The organism is Runella salmonicolor (assembly GCF_024158025.1).
Lineage (GTDB): Bacteria > Bacteroidota > Bacteroidia > Cytophagales > Spirosomataceae > Runella > Runella salmonicolor.
The window spans coordinates 90,815-105,180 of the sequence record NZ_JAMZEL010000015.1 but is presented as its reverse complement, the minus strand read 5'-3'; the positions used below and the strand labels follow the sequence as shown (position 1 = coordinate 105,180).

At 41.8% G+C, this 14,366-nt stretch carries 10 protein-coding genes; 7 read left to right on the top strand and 3 right to left on the bottom strand.

Going from position 1 to position 14,366, the window contains the following annotated elements:
- Nucleotides 1-5 precede the first annotated feature (5 nt).
- The 4 genes from NCI00_RS25345 to NCI00_RS25330 all read left to right on the top strand — a co-directional run bounded on the left by NCI00_RS25345 (nt 6) and on the right by NCI00_RS25330 (nt 4,780).
- Nucleotides 6-1,874, top strand: coding sequence for a proton-conducting transporter transmembrane domain-containing protein (locus tag NCI00_RS25345; protein ID WP_253532336.1), 1,869 nt, complete (start codon nt 6-8; stop codon nt 1,872-1,874).
- Nucleotides 1,875-2,053: 179 nt separating this feature from the next.
- A complete protein-coding gene (locus NCI00_RS25340; RefSeq protein WP_253532335.1) occupies nt 2,054-2,842 on the top strand; it encodes an endonuclease/exonuclease/phosphatase family protein in 789 nt (262 codons plus the stop codon).
- Nucleotides 2,839-3,702: an AraC family transcriptional regulator gene (locus NCI00_RS25335; RefSeq protein WP_253532334.1), complete on the top strand. Its 864-nt coding sequence runs from the start codon at nt 2,839-2,841 to the stop codon at nt 3,700-3,702. The genes NCI00_RS25340 and NCI00_RS25335 overlap by 4 nt, the downstream gene beginning before the upstream one ends.
- Before the next feature lie 172 nt (nt 3,703-3,874).
- Nucleotides 3,875-4,780: a dihydrodipicolinate synthase family protein gene (locus tag NCI00_RS25330; RefSeq protein WP_253532333.1), complete on the top strand. Its 906-nt coding sequence runs from the start codon at nt 3,875-3,877 to the stop codon at nt 4,778-4,780.
- Between the two features lie 659 nt (nt 4,781-5,439).
- Here NCI00_RS25330 and NCI00_RS25325 read toward each other — a convergent pair.
- The 3 genes from NCI00_RS25325 to NCI00_RS25315 all read right to left on the bottom strand — a co-directional run bounded on the left by NCI00_RS25325 (nt 5,440) and on the right by NCI00_RS25315 (nt 7,688).
- On the bottom strand, nt 5,440-5,994 hold the full coding sequence (locus NCI00_RS25325) for a helix-turn-helix domain-containing protein (RefSeq protein WP_253532408.1): 555 nt from the start codon (nt 5,992-5,994) through the stop codon (nt 5,440-5,442).
- A gap of 2 nt (nt 5,995-5,996) precedes the next feature.
- Nucleotides 5,997-6,551 carry a helix-turn-helix transcriptional regulator gene (locus NCI00_RS29525; protein ID WP_253532332.1) on the bottom strand — a complete coding sequence of 185 codons (555 nt, stop codon included), beginning with the start codon at nt 6,549-6,551 and terminating at the stop codon, nt 5,997-5,999.
- A 399-nt stretch (nt 6,552-6,950) separates the two neighbouring features.
- Complete coding sequence (locus tag NCI00_RS25315; RefSeq protein WP_253532329.1) at nt 6,951-7,688, bottom strand: LytR/AlgR family response regulator transcription factor; 738 nt, start codon at nt 7,686-7,688, stop codon at nt 6,951-6,953.
- A gap of 1,263 nt (nt 7,689-8,951) precedes the next feature.
- Between NCI00_RS25315 and NCI00_RS25310 the strand changes: the two genes are divergently transcribed.
- From NCI00_RS25310 to NCI00_RS25300, 3 genes are all read left to right on the top strand, one after another.
- Entirely contained in the window at nt 8,952-10,676 is a 1,725-nt protein-coding gene (locus tag NCI00_RS25310) for a sensor histidine kinase (protein ID WP_253532327.1), read from the top strand.
- A gap of 44 nt (nt 10,677-10,720) precedes the next feature.
- Nucleotides 10,721-12,781 (top strand): ATP-binding protein, encoded by a 2,061-nt coding sequence (locus tag NCI00_RS25305; protein ID WP_253532325.1) that lies wholly within the window; start codon nt 10,721-10,723, stop codon nt 12,779-12,781.
- 185 nt (nt 12,782-12,966) lie between these two features.
- Nucleotides 12,967-14,157, top strand: coding sequence for a hypothetical protein (locus tag NCI00_RS25300; RefSeq protein ID WP_253532323.1), 1,191 nt, complete (start codon nt 12,967-12,969; stop codon nt 14,155-14,157).
- The last annotated feature ends 209 nt before the right edge of the window (nt 14,158-14,366 follow it).

The window sequence follows — 14,366 nt, the reverse complement described above, 5'->3', positions numbered from 1 at the left end:
TTGCCATGACCTTGTTCCTTCATATTTTTATTCTGCTCCCTGTTCTTGGATTCATCATCAGTTTATTGGTGCCTGCGCCCAAAGAAGGTATTATTTCGGGCGTTGCTTTTGGCACGGTGGGCCTGCATTTGGCTTCCACTATTGGCTTTATTGGGTATTGGTTATTGAATGGCCGCCCCATTCTGAACATCAAAGACATTGTGCTTTTTAAAGCCAAGGGGTACGAGTTTTTTATTGATTTTTGTTTTGACGAAATCGGCGCTACCTACCTTTTTGTTGGCTCGTTTTTGACTTTCTTGGTCACCATCTACAGTCGGTATTATCTCCACCGCGAAAGTGGCTACAAGCGGTTTTTCAATACGATTCTGTTCTTTTATGTAGGCTACAACATTATCATTCTCTCTGGCAATCTCGAAACTCTTTTTGTGGGCTGGGAGATTTTGGGAATTTCCTCATTTCTGTTAATTGCCTTTTATAGAGACCGTTACCTGCCCGTCAAAAATGCTGTCAAGGTATTTTCCATTTATCGAATTGGCGATGTGGGCCTGATATTGGCCATGTGGATGAGCCACCATTTGTTTCATGAAAACATTACTTTTCTGAAATTAAATAATTATGAACTCGTCCACGAACACCTCCAAAGCCATACGTGGATTGGGGTTTTTATCTCGATTATGATCTTGATTTCGGCGGCGGCAAAATCAGCTCAGCTCCCCTTTTCATCGTGGCTACCCCGCGCCATGGAAGGGCCTACGCCCTCGACGGCCATTTTTTACGGCTCACTTTCGGTGCATTTGGGCGTGTTTTTGTTATTGAGAACCTATCCTTTTTGGGAACACCAGCTCTCGGTTCGGATTCTGATTGCGGTATTGGGGCTACTTACAGCGGTGATTACGACGGGAATTGCCCGGGTTCAATCGTCGGTAAAAAGTCAAATTGCGTACGCATCTATTGCGCAAATCGGGTTGATTTTTATTGAAGTGGCAGCGGGTTTGGAAATACTGGCGATGTTTCACTTTGCCGGAAACGCTTTCTTGAGAACGTATCAGCTGCTGGTTTCACCGTCGGTGGTAAGTTATTTGATTCGCGAACAATTCTACAACTTCTCCCCTCGTGCCCGTTCAATCGAACATTTCTTCCCCAAAAAACTAGAATATACGCTCTATCTATTGAGCATTAAGGAGTGGAACCTAGATTCGTTGATGTACCGTTATTTATGGAATCCATTAAAATGGGCGGGTAACAAAATGAATTTCCTGACCGTCAATCGGCTACTGATTTTCTTTATTCCTACCTACGTCATTGGATTGGTTTGTCTTTACAATGAAGAGCTGATTCCCACGAATATCCACGCCTATCTACCAATTTTCTTTTCGTTGATTGGGCTGTTGATGGTATTGAAATCCTTTACAGAACGCCGAAAAGCGCCGATGAGTTGGATATTGGTCATCATGAACCACTTTTGGATTGCGCTGGCGGTTTCGTTCAACGAGCATTTCAAAAACGACCAGACAATCTTGTACCTCAGTGGCATTATTGCGTCGGGAGTTTTAGGCTATTTCTGTCTTACAAAACTTAAATCCATCGAAGGTAACATTGACCTAGACCAATTCCATGGGCATTCGTCCAAACACCCCAAGCTGGCGTTTATTTTCCTAATGGCATGTTTGGGGGTTTCGGGTTTTCCCATTACCCCGACTTTTATTGGGGAGGACTTGATTTTCAGTCATATCCACGAAAATCAGGCTATTTTGGCATTGTCGGTTTCTTTGAGTTTTATCATTGACGGACTGGCTATCATCCGGATTTATGCCCGGATTTTCTTAGGGCCACACGTAAAATCAGTGTACGAAACCGCCTATCGTTCCTCATAAATTCAACATTGTCTGTAGTTTATTTGTTTAGTGTTAGTAGTGATACCGAAAGAGGCTGTCTATGAAGGCAGTCTCTTTTTTATATACCTTAAAAGAGAATGAATGGGGACATTTCTCGGATTTGAATTGATGATTCGATTATCTTTGTTTGCAATTGTTTCCTTTAACTCCGTTGGACTGTGCGCATTTTTAACTACTTTTTATTGTTATTTCTGGGGTGTTATGCTGGAATTTCTGCCAATGGACAGAAGTCAAAACCTGCCCCAATCAAGTTGAAAGTGATGACCTTCAACATTCACCACGGCGAAAATAACTTGGGCAAAACCAACCTGACCCGCGTGGCAGATTTAATCAAAAAACACAAGCCCGACTTTGTGGCGTTGCAAGAAATTGACAGCGGAGCCACGCGCTCGGGGAAGTTGAACCAAATGCGAATTTTATCGCTGTTGACGGGCTATGAGCAGGCCTTTGGCAAAACCATTGATTTACAGGGCGGAAAATACGGCCTTGGCATCTTGTCGACCCGCCCGATAGAGGCCGTTCAGCGGCTCAAACTCCCCAATCCAGATTCCACCGAGCCGCGCTTGCTGATGTGCGCTTTGGTGGATCTCGGCGTTAACAAATACGTTCGGTTTTGCACTACACACCTCGACCATCGGTCGCCGCTGAATCGAGGCCTGCAAGCGGCGGTCATTAACGAAAACTTACAGAATAGTCTATATCCAGTCATTGTAGGTGGGGATTTTAACGCCACCGCCGACGAGCATACCCTTGAAGCAATGACCAAATACTGGAACGACGCGGGCGCAAACACCGAAGGGGCCACGTACCCGGGCAACGGTAAGCGCATTGATTACTTTTGGACGCACAAAGAAAGCCCGTTTAAGGTGCTCGATTATCGCGTCTTGTACGAGCCTACCACCTCCGATCACCTTCCCGTGGTTGTTACTTACTCATTCGGAAAATGAAAGCACTGCTTTTTCGCGTCCCCACCGTTGATGACCGCTCGTTTCGGGTGCAGGTAGATCACGACAAACACTTTTACCAGCGTCTTCATTTTCACCCTGAATTTCAGTTGACATTGATTAAGGAAGGTACTGGAACATTGGTGGTTGGTGACCGCATTGACCGTTTTCAGCCTTATGATTTAGTGCTGTTGGGGGCCAATGTGCCGCACGTGATGCTCAACGATGCCGACTATTTTCAACCAGATTCGCCGCGGCAGGTCATGGCGTATTCATTCTTTTTTAAAGAATCTATTCTGGGAGATATTTTCATCACATCACCCGAATTGATGCACATTGCTGAATTGCTGCGAGAAGCCACGCACGGGGTACGGATTCGATTTTCGGGACCTAATTCGCTCACGGATAGGCTAGAAAAAATAAATGAACTGCGTCCTTTTGAGCAATTAATGCTGCTGCTAAACACGCTTGACACCCTCACACTCACGCCCGACTGTGAACGCCTATCGGGAACATCCTACAAAAATCCGAACAAACCCGTTGACCATCAGCGGTTAGAAAACGTTTTTAACTTTATTCTGACCAATTATGCCAACGCCATTACCCTCGACGACATTGCGGGTGTGGCCAATTTGACGCCTCATGCATTTTGTCGGTTTTTGCGGGTTCATACCCGTAAAACCTTCTCTCAACTCCTCAATGAAGTGCGGATTGAGCACGCTTGCCGGTTGTTGAAAGACTCCACGCAAAGTGTCAGTCAGATTGCTTTTTCGTGCGGGTATGCCAATTTATCCAATTTCAATCGACAGTTTAAACAGGTAACCGGTATGCCGCCACGCGACTACCTAAAAAGAACCAATTAGGGAAAAGTGATAGTTCTTTATCCATTTAGAAGGGGTAAAATGTAGTTTTTGAATAAAATTCTATTAGAATCAGTCAACCGGCGAAAAGTTTGGCAAACTCCAGCACGTTAATTTTGTAGCGTACAAATTAGTTAACATTTACGTTTCTGCATAATCTCAAAACTTTCCTCATATGAAGCCCAATTGGATAGGCGTATATCCCGCCGTGACGACAAAATTTTTTGAAGACGAAACCCTCGATCTCAAAACCTTTTCCTACAACATTGACGAACAAATCAAAGCTGGCGTACACGGCATCATCATTTGTGGTTCGCTGGGCGAAAACAGTACGTTGACCTACGCCGAAAAGCTGGAGCTTTTGACGGCGGCCCGTGAGACCATCGCCGACCGCGTACCGTTGATTATTGGCATTGCAGAAAACATCACCCGCATGGCGGTTTCGTTCGTGAAAGAAGCGGCTGGTGCGGGCGCAGACGGCTTTATGCTGTTGCCCCCCATGCGCTACCCCTCCGATGAGCGTGAAACGTTGCATTATATGCACACCGTAGCGGATGCAACTGATTTGCCGGTGATGATTTACAATAATCCAGTGGCTTACAAGACCTTGGTCACCATTCCGATGTTCAAAGATTTGGCCCAAAATGCCCACTTTGAATCCATGAAAGAGTCGACGGGCGATATTCGGTACATGACCGACATCATCAACGAACTCGGCGGTCGTTTTAAAATCCTTTCGGGCGTGGATGATATGGCGTTGGAGAGTCTCCTCATGGGAGCCGACGGCTGGATTGCTGGTTTGGTAGACGCGTTCCCGCGCGAAACGGTCGTGATTTATGAATTGGCCAAGCAGGGCCGAATTGAAGAAGCCCGCGAAATATACCGTTGGTTCTACCCGCTGCTGCACTTAGACGTATCGACCAAGTTTGTGCAAAACATCAAATTGGCCGAAGTGGCTACGGGCTTAGGAACAGAATACGTGCGTCAGCCGCGTCTGCCGTTGATTGGCGCCGAGCGTGAGCACGTGCTAAAAGTTATCAATGATTCATTGGCGAAACGTCCAGTTTTGCCTGCGATATAAAAGCTCTCAACCGCAAAGTTCGCAAAGAACACGAAGACAACTCTTTGCGAACTTTGCGGTTAAATTCTTTAACTAAGCTTCACCCTTCTCTATCTCTTCATACTGCTTTGCACCCGCACTGAGCCGCTGTTGGTGCGCGCTCGGTACTTATCCAAATCTTCACTTTCTTGACCCACAACGTCGGACTGACCGTTACCCCAATCATATTTTTGTAAAACTCTTCCAGTACATGTTTTTCATTGCAACGGTACTGCACAGACCAAGTTCAAAATTTGTGGAGAGCGTTAGATTTTTTTAGGACTATGTTCTAATCAAACCTATCTGTTTTGGAAAGTTTCCAATCTATAGTAGAATACCTCTTACCTGATTTCATTCTAACCTATTTTAAGTTGATGCGTGTGGAGAAAATGGCTAATGTGCTCCATGTTTATCTTCTGGAAGAGAAGAATTATCCAGACTCATCTCCGTAGAAGAAGAACTCACTTTCAAAAGATTTTCTGCCCGAAACTACGATTCGGGATAAGAAAGTCTTCTTACACATCAAGCGCCGTCGCTGGTTGAGCACTAAAACGGGTAAGGCTGAGCAATGAGATTTTATGTCCTTAATGCAACCACCTCCACAACTTTTGGTTTGACTATGTATCAAAGATTGCCCCAAATTACAGAGGACCAGGCTGGCTTTTTTTCTGTAGATTATGACTGTCCTGATATTTTTTAGGCGTTACCCCGACATATTTCAGGAAAACTTTGTTGAATTTGATGTTTTGCGAATACCCGAATCGTTGGGATATTTCAACCGCTTTAAAACCCTGCAAGAGTAACGTTTTGGCATACTCTATTCGTTTCTCCATGAATAATTGGTAAAAGGTTTTTCCATAAACAGCCTTAAATCCATTTTTAAACGACCCGATAGAAATCCCTACTTCAGCCGCAATTTCATCCGCTTTGGGAGGAAACTGCTCTATATTACTTGTAAGGTATTTTAAACAAATAGATTCAAATGCATCCACCTTCGAGTTAACAGAGACAAAAGTACTGTCGGTTTTTGTATCCTGCTCCGTTTCGGAGGATGAGCCAATTGTTTGGGGTGAGTCTTGGCTATAAGTTGAAGAGTTTAGAGTAAAAGTTATCTTGTTGGAAATCAGTAGCGTGACCACCGTTTGGGCGTTTTCGGCTGGAATCACAAATTCAACAGTCGAAGGGTGTTGGATCATATTCACGATTTTTCAAAATAAGAAGTATTGGGTGAATAATTGAATTTTTGCTTGAACACACGCGTAAAACCTGATGGATGGTGATACCCAACTTGATAGGCTACCTGCGTAATAGAATATTTTCCTGTTTGAAGCAAGCCCTGGGCATACATCATTTTTTTATCCAAAATGTGCTGATGGGGGCTAGTACTAAACAATTCAGAAAATAAATTCTTGAATTTACTCACACTCATTCCGGCCATTTTTGCCATTTCGTTGATTGAAGGAGTAGATTTTTTAAAATCATACGTTATTTGCGCCTCCACCTCTTTAATCCTTCGTAAATCAATTTCCCTGAAATTCTTCGCGGTTTTGCTTAAAATTTGTGTGTAAAGATCATCTATAAAAAGAAGGATAAACTGAAAAAAGTAGCTTTTTGCCAGCAAGTCAGGATTGACAGCCTGCTGATATTCTTTGTGGAATAGTGAGTATCTCAAAGTGAATAAACTGTATTGATTGTTCCAGTTACTTAGCACTTTAGGGATAATATCATCTAAGTCTGAGGAGAGATTTCCCACCTGATTAATAAGCCAATCTGTGCGAATTCCCACCACAAAAGGTCGTCCTTGGTCATAAATGATACTTATTAAACAGTAGTCACCTTCAATGATATTTTGAAGTGAATCAGTTAAGGCACGTAAATCTTTGTTGTTTTCGGGTAATATTGAAAAAAAATAGGTGTAGTCCGACCCAAAATCGAACAATTTAAGGTTGTTTTTGACCCTAGCTCCGCTGGGTTCATCAAAGGGTTTTCTTTTGAAGTACGTTAAGCAAAAATCTAACTTTAAACTGGCCATAAGGTAATGCACTGTATGTGTACAAAACCAAAAATGGTATATTTTTATATTCCATTTAGAACAAAATAGTCAGAAATATGGTAAATGGTATATTTTTGGTGGTAACTGGATAATTTTGGATTATATATGCCGTTTTAGCAAGCTGTTCAGCTCTTTTCTAAAACTCTTACCCACAGGAAGCACCACTAGCCCTGCCAGTTTAAGTGTATTGGCTTCCGATTGCTGAATATGTATCCTGTTGACCGCAAATTTGTGATGGATACGAATAAAATGTCCGTTTAAATCTTCACCCAACAGCTTAGTTAATGACTTTTTTAGCACGTACCTTTTAGAGAAAGTATGTATGTAACAGTGGCTGTCGTCGGCTTCAATATAGACAATTTCAGTAAACCAAACCTGCTCCTGATGACCTGACTTGCTGCTCAAGTACAGGTACTTTTTGTCAATAAAATTATATTGTTTACTTCTTTTTTGCGCTTCTAAAGTGTTTTCGATGGCTGATTGAAGCGTAATGGCATGAAAAGGTTTAATCAGATACTGAACGCTGAGGTTTTTTTGTGCCTCTAAAAATAGCTTTTGGTCTTGGGAGGTGGTCATTAGTACAACGGGGACGAGAGTATCCCTAAGTATTTTTAGAAGCTCTATCCCAATAGGTTTGTTTTCAATCATAATATCTGATAGAACCAAGTCAACTTTGTGGTTATTGAGATACTTAACCAGGTCTTCTAATTGCGTATAAGTGCCCCCTAAGTGGTACTTATATTGAGAAGAAATGAGTTCGGAAAGCATAATTTCTATTTTAATCTGGTCAATTGGGTCATCTTCCAGCATAGCAATTACAATATCACTGATCGGCATATTTTCTGTATTTTGTGTACCGATTCAAACTATTTATTATGCATTATGTTTAAATAATATCCAATTTAGCCAAGGCTTTTGAGGTATAAAAATAAAGCCGTGGGCTGTTTGAAACCATGGCGATGATAAAAATGCCATTTTGGGTAAGTCAAAAAACGTTTTGGCTAATTTGCCAGCAACTTTGAATTAAAAATAAACAACTAATTTTAATTCGAAATTATGGCATTCCTTTATATAGCTCACCCTCAGGGGTAAACGTTGGAATACTCATCGCAGCACTACTATGCTTCACCTTGAACGTTATGGTATAATTATCTGCTTCTACTTGCCTCATACATCATTGATGATACCTTTGTGGGCTGTAATTCTCTCGCCTCATCCATGATCCAGAGAATGTTTTTAACAAAAATGACTTTGGACAGTATTTTTTTAGCTGGAAATATTCTTATTCACCAATGCGCATAAGAATGAAAAGCTCTTTCCTACCCAGAAATTAAAAAATTATGTCACTGTATATTATAAGATTTTATAAAGGCCTAATGACCGGCTTTTTATTGTTTTTGAATTTCCTCTTTCTATATTCTGCTCGAAGACAAGACAACGGCATCTACAACTTTTTCAGGGATTATTATTTGTTGACAGCCCCCCTGAAGCCTTAGAAAATATTATTTACGCTCATGGAAACAATTCAATACAGTTTTCTTCACAAACGGATATGACTTCAATACAGTCGGTAGGGGGTAAGTGCCCAATTTGGGTAATATTTCGAAACCATAAAAAGCCTCTACACTCAATAACAGTCTGCTATTTGCTTTTTGGTACTGTGCAGTCAGTTAGTGAGTTATAAAACCCCAAAGCGTTGGCCGAAGCCAAAAGAACAGTGATGTCCCTACAAATACCCGACGTGTTAGAACTCAGGGCTGATCCTAACATTTGTTGCAGTTCTACGAAACATGCTTGATACTACCAGAAAATACCCCGCAAGTATTTTGGGAAAATGCAGTAAAACAATGCCAGCCTACATATAATCAACGAAGTAGATATAAGACCATGTTTTCGTTTGGTTTTGGGGGCTAAAAAAATGATGATTTTATGAAATACCCTATTTTTTTTGTCTTTATGATTTGGTTTGTCGGGGTAGGATATACCCAAAATAAATCCTTTAAAACCTTTCGTGACTATCTCCTGCCAGCGTCCAGTCTGGATAGCTTAAAAAAAACTGGAGGCAACATCAACCCTATTTCAAGCCAATACCTGCATTTGTTGATTGCCATTGAGTTGAGAAAACAAAATGCTTATGATACGATTAAAAAGGAAAAAGTAAAGCAAATCATACAGCTTGCTTCAAAACAGAAATCACCGCTTGGTTTAGCAATGGCCTATTATATACTTGGAAGAGAATATACCATTGACCAAGACGACTCTCTTTCTTATAGTTATTTAACAAAGGCAGAAAAAATTTTTACAGCAAACAATGATACTACGGGAATCATTCATTGTTCCAAACTCTTGCGCTCCCATACAAGAAGAGCAGACAAAAATTTGCCAAAATTTTACTTTGATAGGGTCGTGGCACTTGGCCAAAAATCCAAGTATCCCATTGACAATTACATGTACTACTTACTTATTATGGCGTGCGATCCTTATTTTAAGCCTCAGCCAACCGAAAGTCAGATGGCAGAGACCCTGAATAAAACACTTAAGATGATCGATACTTACCCTCATTTTGAGTACATCCGCGCCAATGTTTATAAGAATATTCAGGAAGGGTATTTACGTAAGCAAAGGCATGACAAAGTGCTTGAATTTGCCCTTAAGGTGATGCACCATACAAACAAAAAAATAGATTTTATGGATTATCAATACCTGGGCAATGCCTATTTGTCAGTAAAAAAATATGACCTAGCCATAGCAGCTCTGGAAGAAGCAGCAAAGCGAATTAAAATTGAAAGGCCAATGGCGCTCATGCGGCAAAGAAATATATATTTTTTTTTAAAAAGAGCTTATTATGAGGCAGGAAAGCTGAAAGCAAGCATTCAGGCAGATGAAACCTATGACAGCCTGGTCAGTGTCATTAGAGACAACGACCGTAGCGTAGCGCTGTTTCACTTGCGGGAAAAATACTCATTTGCCGATAAGGAAGCGGAGCTCAAAAGACTTGCTTTGGAAAAGGAAATAGCAGACTCACAAAAAAGCCTCTTGTTTGGGGGGTTAATTATGACCCTCGTATTGGTTGGAATCGTACTTTTTTTCACAATAAGGCTTCGTAAAACCAACGTTGAATTGTTACGCCTTCAGCAAGCCCGTGATAAATTCTATACCATCATTGCCCACGACCTGCGCTCGCCCATAAACAGCCTTAATGATATGGGGGCATTGCTGCTTCATCTTATCAGAGAGGGGAAAAAACAGGAATTGGATAAAGTCATCCAACAAATGGAAAACATGAGGCAACAAACGCATCTGCTCCTTAATAACCTCTTTGAATGGGGGGAAAGCCAATATTTTATCAATGAATCCCTAACACAGCCTAAGGCATTTGATGCTGCCGCATCTTTACAAACGTTATGTAATCATTATCTTCCTTTTGCCGAAGCAAAGGGGGTGGCGTTAGCATTGGTATTGCCTTCTTCTTTGCTCCTGAAAGCCGATCAAAAAGAATTCGAAATAGCCGTCCGTAATCTACTCGACAATGCCCTGAAACATACCCCCACCGGAGGGAAAATTACGGTAAGCGGCCGTAGCAGTGAAGCAGGCACCCCCAATCATTCCATCATGATTGCCGACACCGGCGAAGGGATTGCTCCTGAGCAACTAAGGTATTTACAACAAGTGTATTCGGGAAAAATCAAACCCGAAGTAGGGGTAAACGGACTGGGGCTGGGCATGATATTGGTTTATAATTTTACCCAAAAAAATAAGGTTAATCTTCACATAAAGAGTGAATTAGGTGTGGGCTCCAGTTTCAGCATCTTTTGGAAACCTTAAACTAAAGACAAAAGTGTATTCACCCTTCATTCGGCATTCAACGTATGAAATACTTTATCCTTTTCATTCTTTCAGTTTGGGTCGTTAGGTTGGGGCATACCCAAAATAAATCCTTTACGACTTTTCACGATTACCTTATTGCCGCATCCAATCCGGTCAGTTTAAAAAACACAGAAGGAAGCATCAGTCCTGGAGCCCTGCATGTATTGATTGCGGCTGTGTTGAGAAAACAAAACTGGGATGAACCCATAGATATTCAGAATACCAAGCAAATCGTACAGATGGCGGCTAAACAAAAATTGCAAATTGGTTTAGCTATGACCTATTTTATACTGGGGCGGCATTATTCTTACGAGAAGGAAGATTCACTTGCTTACTATTATTTGGTAAAAGCAGAAAAGATTTTTACTAAAAATAAGGATACCACAGGCATGCTCTATTGCTATCGTCAATTACGATTAACTGTTTGGGAAGAAATCTATACGGACTTAACAAAACAATATTTCAACAAACTGATTACTCTCTCCACAAAATCAAGCAATCCCATAGACAAATACTTCTATTATGTATCAGTCGTGTCGGCTGACCCTTATTTTGAGAAACAACCCTCCGAATCTCAACTGTCGGATGCTTTCAACAAAGCCATTGAAATGATTGACAAATACCCTTACTGTGAGTCTATGCGGCGTGATATTTATCATAACTATCACCAAGGGTATGTAAATCTGAATAAATATGATAAGGCACTTACTGTTGCCTTGCAGACCATCCAGCATCCTAAAATTAAGGCAAACTATAGGGATTACCAAAACTTAGGCAGGGCTTATATTCGGGTAAAAAAATATGACGATGCGATAGTGGTTTTAGAAAAAGCAAATAAAGAGATTAAGACGTACGCTCCTACCAATTTGAGGAGACAACGCAACATCAACAAGTTATTGAAGACCGCTTATTATAATGTCGGCAACTGGGAAGCAGGAGTAAAAGCCGATGAGGAGTATGACCGATTGAATGAAATTATTTTTGAAAGTGATCGGAGTTTGGCCATGTTTCACCTCAAAGAGAAATATTCTTTTACCGAAAAAGAAGCCGAACTCAAACGGATTTCCTTAGAAAAACAGGTAGCCGAAAGCCGAAATAAACTGCTCAAAGCACAATATGATGCCGAAAAACGCGAGGCCACTTTAAGAAACCTTGCCTTAGAAAACCAAGCCAATGAAAGCAAAACCAAACTGCTCCAAAGTCAGATAGAAGTTCAAAAAAAAGAACGTATCCTCCAAATGGCCGAATCTCAAAAACAACTTTTGTTTGGCGGTTTGCTGGTGGCTTTAGGGCTGATTGGAACCATTCTCTTTATTTCCATAAAACTTCGGAAAACAAATACCAAACTGTTGGAGCTGCAACAGGGTCGTGATAAATTCTACACCATCATTGCCCACGATTTGCGCTCGCCTATGAACAACCTCAATGACATGGGGGTATTGTTGCATCATCTCATCAGCGAAGGGAAAAAACAGGAATTGGATAAAGTCATCCAGCAAATAGAGCGCATGAGACAAAAAAACCAACTGCTCCTTAACAACCTGTTTGAATGGGGGAAGAGTCAGTATTTTACGCAGGGTGTGGACGAACCCCAACAAAAAATGGATGTAGTCCCCCTTTTCCAAGAGTTGTACCAGAATTACTTCCCTTTTGCGGAAGCAAAAAAAATCACATTGACAACAGAACTGCCTGCCCATCTATGGCTCACGACGGCGCCTGGTGGTTTGATGATGGTGGTGCGTAATCTACTCGACAACGCCCTCAAAAACACGCCCGCCGAGGGTACGATTACATTACGTATCGGCCCCCCGTCGGTAGCCAATCATGAATCATCTTTTAAGCCAACACTCATCGTCGCCGATACTGGCAATGGCATTGCCCCCGACCAGCTGCGCTATCTACAACAAGTGTTTGCGGGGAAAATCAAACCCGAAGTAGGAATACACGGATTGGGGCTGGGCATGATATTGATTCATCATTTTGTGCAGAAACAAAAGGCCCGTTTGACCATCGAGAGCGAAGTCGGCAAAGGCACTTGTTTTAAATTGATTTTGGAGGCTTAAGTCGGTGTTTCAGTGTATCTCGTTTTCAACTTGCTAAACCCTCACTTCTGAAGCAGAAAACCCAAAACGATAAATAGTATGACAATTTGGCTAAATCATCGGAGTAATTCTTGTCAGAGAACGACTAAGGAGTTTCTGTTTATCCTAACCAATTGCATCGAAACGAGAATACTAACGGTAAACGCATGAAATACGTATTGACGCTTTTGGGGGCTTTGTTTATGGCCCTATCCCTCCATGCCCAAAAACTGCACGTATTGTTTGTGATCGAAAACGAAGATAGTAAATTTGGCTTACCACAACTGCGCAACGAAGCAGATATGCTTCAAATTTTAGACATCGTAAAGTGGGGGTTGGACTATAAAATGGAGGTAATGCACCTATCAAAGCAAAAATTTACCGCCATTGACCTTCAACAAGCTATTGATTCCCTTCCGACTGGCGCAAAAGACATCGTAGTGGTGTATTATGCGGGTTATGGACTCCCCCCTTCCAATAATAAGGGCTTTTTTGCCAACTGGAAACTACGAGACAACCCTGCCCAAGGGCTTTCGGTAGATGAAGTGGCGGGGTGGTTGGAAACCAAACAAAAAGCCCAAAAACTGCATTTGGGTTTGATTTTATCGGAATATAGTGCGCAAAGCATTCATTCGTCACAACGAGTACCTGACACGCTGGGGACTTCGATAGCGTATCGTCAGCAGGTAGTTCAAAAACTGTTTTTAGGGCAATGTGGCATCGTTAAAATGGGAAGTTCGCTACCTTATGAGCCTTCTTGGGTCAATAAAAACCACAGTGCGTCTTTGTTTACCGAGTCGCTTGTGCGGGCTTTTGAGCGGATGCTCATGCCGCTGGATTCGACTGCTTTGAAGCATGTTTCTTTTCAGCAGTTTCATGCTTACTCGTCTTCCTATTTAAATAGGTACTTCAACAATATACCGATTAGCCAAACGCCCGTTTTGGAAATTAGATCTTGCAAAGACAGTACTTCCAGCATTATAATAGAATCGCAGCCTGATTCTGTGGCAGCTCCTATAAAAATAGTAGGAGGACTACTCAACTCGTTGGCTCAAAACAAAGATACGCTCCTACGCCACCAAATTAAGCAACAGCTTGCTGCGTATTTTGCCCCCAACGCCACCGTCAGGGTCGTTCGATTGTACGGTATGAACCGAATCCTAAAACCAAAAGAATATGCTTTAGAAACGTACTTTGATACAATACAACTGCCGAGTAAAAACCCGGGGACCCAAGAAGTAATACCCAACATGATGTACCTGCACATTGGCAAAATAGAGACCGACAATCCCCATTCCAAACAACCACTCATCAAGCAGCTATCGGTTTCCGAAACATGGGGCAATGTTTCTCATTGATGTTTTCTTAGCTTACTTCACTTAATGGTTTTCTTCCTGCGATTTTGAAAATTTGCTATCGCTATCAGGTTTTAGATGCCCATTGTTTTCAATATGGCATGAAAATTGTGCAAGGGTACGCGGCTTTTTTCTGCCGCCATTCTCCCACTTTTGCCTTCAAAAAGGGAGAGCATCCTTTCTTTTGGCGCTGTTTTGTCTTTTGATAACCT

Excerpts from the sequence above, each read along its gene's own strand:
- NCI00_RS25300 (WP_253532323.1), top strand. The coding sequence starts at position 12,967 with ATGAAATACGTATTGACGCTTTTGGGGGCTTTGTTTATGGCCCTATCC.
- NCI00_RS25315 (WP_253532329.1), bottom strand. The coding sequence starts at position 7,688 with ATGCCGATCAGTGATATTGTAATTGCTATGCTGGAAGATGACCCAATT.
- NCI00_RS25335 (WP_253532334.1), top strand. The coding sequence starts at position 2,839 with ATGAAAGCACTGCTTTTTCGCGTCCCCACCGTTGATGACCGCTCGTTT.
- NCI00_RS25305 (WP_253532325.1), top strand. The coding sequence starts at position 10,721 with ATGAAATACTTTATCCTTTTCATTCTTTCAGTTTGGGTCGTTAGGTTG.
- NCI00_RS25325 (WP_253532408.1), bottom strand. The coding sequence starts at position 5,994 with ATGATCCAACACCCTTCGACTGTTGAATTTGTGATTCCAGCCGAAAAC.
- NCI00_RS25345 (WP_253532336.1), top strand. The coding sequence starts at position 6 with ATGACCTTGTTCCTTCATATTTTTATTCTGCTCCCTGTTCTTGGATTC.
- NCI00_RS25330 (WP_253532333.1), top strand. The coding sequence starts at position 3,875 with ATGAAGCCCAATTGGATAGGCGTATATCCCGCCGTGACGACAAAATTT.